We start from the raw sequence: 3,861 nt of genomic DNA on the forward strand, positions 1-3,861 counted from the left end.
GGCTCCAGAGCACAACGTCACAGCGGCGATTGGGGACTTTCTCCCCGGTGACAACGCGGTGGCCAGTCGCGATCGTCGATGCATTCTCCGCACCCGAGCCCGCGGGAGGACCCGATGAGCAACGGTCACGAAATGCGCTGGGGCGGGTTGGCCGGTCTCGCTTCGCTCGTGCTCGCCGTGATCGCGAGCATCCTGCTCCGCGGCGCGCCGCGGATCACCGAATCCACCAACGCCATCGCCAGCTACCTGTTCTTCGCCCGCGGCATGATCATGACCGCGGTCGTGCTCGCGGCAGCGGCCGTCGTGCTGTTCATGTGGTTCGGCGCGACGCTGGCCACCGCGTTCCGGCTGGCCGATCCGAACAGCGATGCGCCGGCCGTCGTGCTCAGCGGGTTCGCGATCACCGCATCCATCGGATTCCTCGGCGTGGCGGCCTTCGGCGGTGTGGTCCAGGCGTTGACCACCCACCCGATGCTGCTCGTGGTGGCCTCGATCCCCTACTCCGCGCTGGTCGTCGTGCGGGCGATGGCCGGGCTGGCCCTGGCGCTGCCTCTGGCGGCCTGCGCGGTGGCCATCGCGCGCACCGACGTGTTCCCCAAGTGGGCCGGGTGGTTCACCGGATTCGTCGCCGTGATCAGGGTTCTGGGCGCGATCACGGTGATCAGCGGTGCCGGGGTGCTCGCACCGGACAGCGTGCTCACCTCCTACGTCCCCAACGCGCTGACCGCGCTGTGGCTGCTGGCCATGAGCGGGCTGCTGGTCCGCGAGCACCTGCCCAGCATCAGCCCGCAGCGGCGGGGAGCCGTCGGCCCGGCCTGACCGTCAGTCCTTCCGCAGCCTGGCTGCGCGCAGTTCGCTCCGGCGCACCTTGCCCGCGTCGTCGCGGAGCGGCTCGCCGGTGAACTCGAAGGACCTCGGGATCTTGTACGGCGCGAGGCGGGCGCGCAGGTGCTCCAGCAGTTCTTCGTCGGATACCGGGCCGGTGGTCTGCAGGATCGCGTGGACCACGTTGCCGAGGTCGTCGTCAGGCAGGCCGATCACTGCGCTCGAGGTGACGTGCGGGTGCTCGGCCAGCGCGTTCTCGACCTCCGCCGGGTAGACGTTCGCGCCGCCGACCAGGACCACGTCCGTGCTCCGGTCGGCGAGGTAGAGGTAGCCGTCGACGTCGAAGCACCCCATGTCGCCCAGCGATTCCCAGCCGTCGCGCGCCCTGGGGTCGGCCCCGACGTAGCGGTAGGGCGGCGAGGCTCCCGGGGCCGGGCGCAGCCACAGCTCACCGACCTCCCCCGGCGGAAGCTCGCGGAACTCCTCGTCGCGGGCGGTGATCTCGCCGGCGGCGACCTTGCCGACCGAGCCCGGGCGCTGCAGCCACTCGACCCCGTCGATCATCGTGCTGGCCAGCGCCTCGGTGCCCGCGTAGACCTCGACGACCTTCTCCGGGCCGACCCAGTCGATCCAGCCGCGCTTGACGTGCTGCGGGCAGGGCGCACCGATGTGGAAGACCGTCCGCAGCGAGGAGACGTCCACCTCGGCCCGGCGCTCGGCGGGCAGCCGCAGCATCCGCCCCATCATGGTGGGGACCGCGTAGAGCCAGGTCACCGCGTGCTGCTCGATCAGGCCGAGTGCGCGGTCGGCGTCGAACCGCGACATCAGGACCACGTGGCCGCCCTGGAGCACCGAGATCAGCGAGAACATGTTGGGCGCGTTGTGGTACAGCGGTGCGGTGGTGAGCATGACGCCGTCGCGTTCCAGGCGGAGGTGGTCGGCCCCCGCGAGGACCGCTTCCGCGGTGGCCTCCTGACCAGCCACGATCAGCTTGGGCCGCCCGGTGCTGCCGCCCGAGGTCGGGGCCTTCCACGCCGGTCCGATGACGTCCGGCGGAGCGGCGTCGGATTCGTCCGCGACGTCCTCGTCACCGCGCAGCCACGGACGCCCGTCCTGCGGCCGGAGCCCGACCACCAGCGCCGGGTCGGCGACGTCCAGCAGCGCCGACAGCTCGGCGGGCGGCAGGCGGTGCGACAGCGGCTGGGGAATCGCGCCGAGCTTCCACGCCGCGATCGAGCACTCCAGGTGCCGCACCTGGTTGACCAGCGCGATCGACACCATCGACCCGCGGGTGACGCCGAGCGAGGCGAACCGGCGCGCGAGCTGGTTGGTGCGCCGGTCCAGCTCGGCCCGCGTCAGCGTGACGTGGTCGTCGGTGACCGCCGGGCGGTCGGGCGCTTGCGCGACCAGCTCCCGCAAGCGCGCTGCCAGCGCCGTCCGGCCGGGACCGCCCGTCGAGTCGGTGGTCATCTCCGGTTGCTCCTCCGTCGGTGGTCCGCGTGCGGCGGTGTTGCCGCGCCGAGATCCGAACGTATTAGCGCCCGCACCGCGCGTCGAGGAGCTGTTAGCGGTCACACCTCTCGTGAGCGGCGATGGTGGTTCTTGCGACCATCGCCACTCACGAAAAACGGGGTCAGAGCAGCACGTGCGCGATGACCGCCGAGATGAGGAACGACGCGGCGAAGGAGACCAGCCCGACCGGGACGATCCGCCAGCCGATGTGCTTGAGCGCAGGCACGTCCTTGCCGATGCTCAGCCCGGCGAAGACCAGGATCGGGGTCGCCAGGGCGAGGAACTCGATCGGTTCGATCAGCGACAGCACCACGTCGGCGACCGGCGAGATCGGCGAGGTGAGCGCGATGGCCAGGACCGACGTACCGGCGACGGCCGGCAGCCCGGTCACCTTCTTGAGCCCGAGCCCGGCCAGGACCACGGCGGCGACCAGGGCGAACCCGAGCAGGGACCGCAGCTGGAATCCACCGGTGTGCACGACGTTGGACACGATCATGGCCAGCAGCGCGATCCCGATCGCGGCCAGCGGCCGCAACCCGGCGGAAGCGTCGGTCCCGGCCACCGGAGCCACTGCGGGCCCGGTCGTGGGTGCGATCGTGCGGCCGCGGGTCAGCAGCCGGTAGAAGCGGTCGGCCAGCGGGAGCGCGACGAACATGCCGACGTAGAGCCCGAGCAGCGTGGTGACCAGGTTGCTCACGGTCGCCACCGCCACGATCTGGTCGGCCATCCCCGGGTTCTGGGCGGCGATCGCCGCCGATGCGGCGGCCATCACCGAGCCGGAGCCGACCCCGGTGCCCATGGCCAGCGCCAGCGGGTCGAGGAACCCGGTGCCCGCCAGGAAGCTGGCCAGCAGCGTCACGTACAGCGCGCCGACGACGCTGCCGAAGATGTACATGCTCAGCACACCCCGGTACTCCTCGGAGTCGGGGCCGAACCGCTCCGAGACCATCGCGAACGACGCCTCGCGGTCGATGGAGAAGCAGGCGCCGACGGCGGAACGGCCCATCTTCAGCAGCACCGCCAGCGGCAGCGACAGCACGACCGTGCCGAACAGGTGGCCCAGCTCCTGCAGCAGCAGCGCGGCGCTGGCCTGTTTGAGCACCGGGAGTTCGTGCCCCACCACGAACGCCAGGCGCACGCCGAGCAGCAGCACGCCCGCCTCCACGACGTAGGTGGCGGCCTTCTGCATCCGCACCGGCACCGGGCGGAACCGCTGAACGCTCACCACAGCGCCGAGCAGCAGTCCCCAGATGATGGGGAACAGCGTGATCGCGCCCGGTCCCAGCGGGACCTTGTGGCTTCCGATGGCTTCGGCGGCGGCGGTCAGGGTGAGCGCGACCACGACGAGGAGGATCACGCGGTTGCGCGATGGGGTGGTGCGCGCTGTCGGCTGCGCGACCGTGGATCCGGTCATGGTTTCCTCCATGGTGGCCTGCTGGTGCAGACCCACGACCTGCTCGAGCGCAAGCCGAAGCCCTCCGACGCGGAGATCCGCGAGTCGCTGGCCGGGAACCTGTGCCGCTG

3 protein-coding genes and 1 pseudogene are annotated in these 3,861 nt (G+C 71.3%); 2 read left to right on the forward strand and 2 right to left on the reverse strand.

Going from position 1 to position 3,861, the window contains the following annotated elements:
• Positions 1-114 precede the first annotated feature (114 nt).
• Positions 115-819, forward strand: coding sequence for a hypothetical protein (locus tag ABTZ89_RS36705; protein ID WP_351053652.1), 705 nt, complete (start codon positions 115-117; stop codon positions 817-819).
• A 3-nt stretch (positions 820-822) separates the two neighbouring features.
• Here ABTZ89_RS36705 and ABTZ89_RS36710 read toward each other — a convergent pair whose 3' ends face one another.
• Together ABTZ89_RS36710 and ABTZ89_RS36715 are read right to left on the reverse strand one after the other, a co-directional pair.
• Positions 823-2,295 (reverse strand): AMP-binding protein, encoded by a 1,473-nt coding sequence (locus tag ABTZ89_RS36710; RefSeq protein ID WP_351053655.1) that lies wholly within the window; start codon positions 2,293-2,295, stop codon positions 823-825.
• Between the two features lie 163 nt (positions 2,296-2,458).
• On the reverse strand, positions 2,459-3,763 hold the full coding sequence (locus ABTZ89_RS36715; protein ID WP_351053658.1) for a DUF3100 domain-containing protein: 1,305 nt from the start codon (positions 3,761-3,763) through the stop codon (positions 2,459-2,461).
• Here ABTZ89_RS36715 and ABTZ89_RS36720 point away from each other — a divergent pair.
• Positions 3,752-3,861, forward strand: a pseudogene (locus tag ABTZ89_RS36720) (2Fe-2S iron-sulfur cluster-binding protein); the annotation flags it as partial. The gene ABTZ89_RS36715 and the pseudogene ABTZ89_RS36720 overlap by 12 nt on opposite strands.

The organism is Saccharopolyspora sp. NPDC002686, assembly GCF_040295745.1.
Taxonomy (GTDB): Bacteria; Actinomycetota; Actinomycetes; order Mycobacteriales; family Pseudonocardiaceae; genus Saccharopolyspora; species Saccharopolyspora oryzae.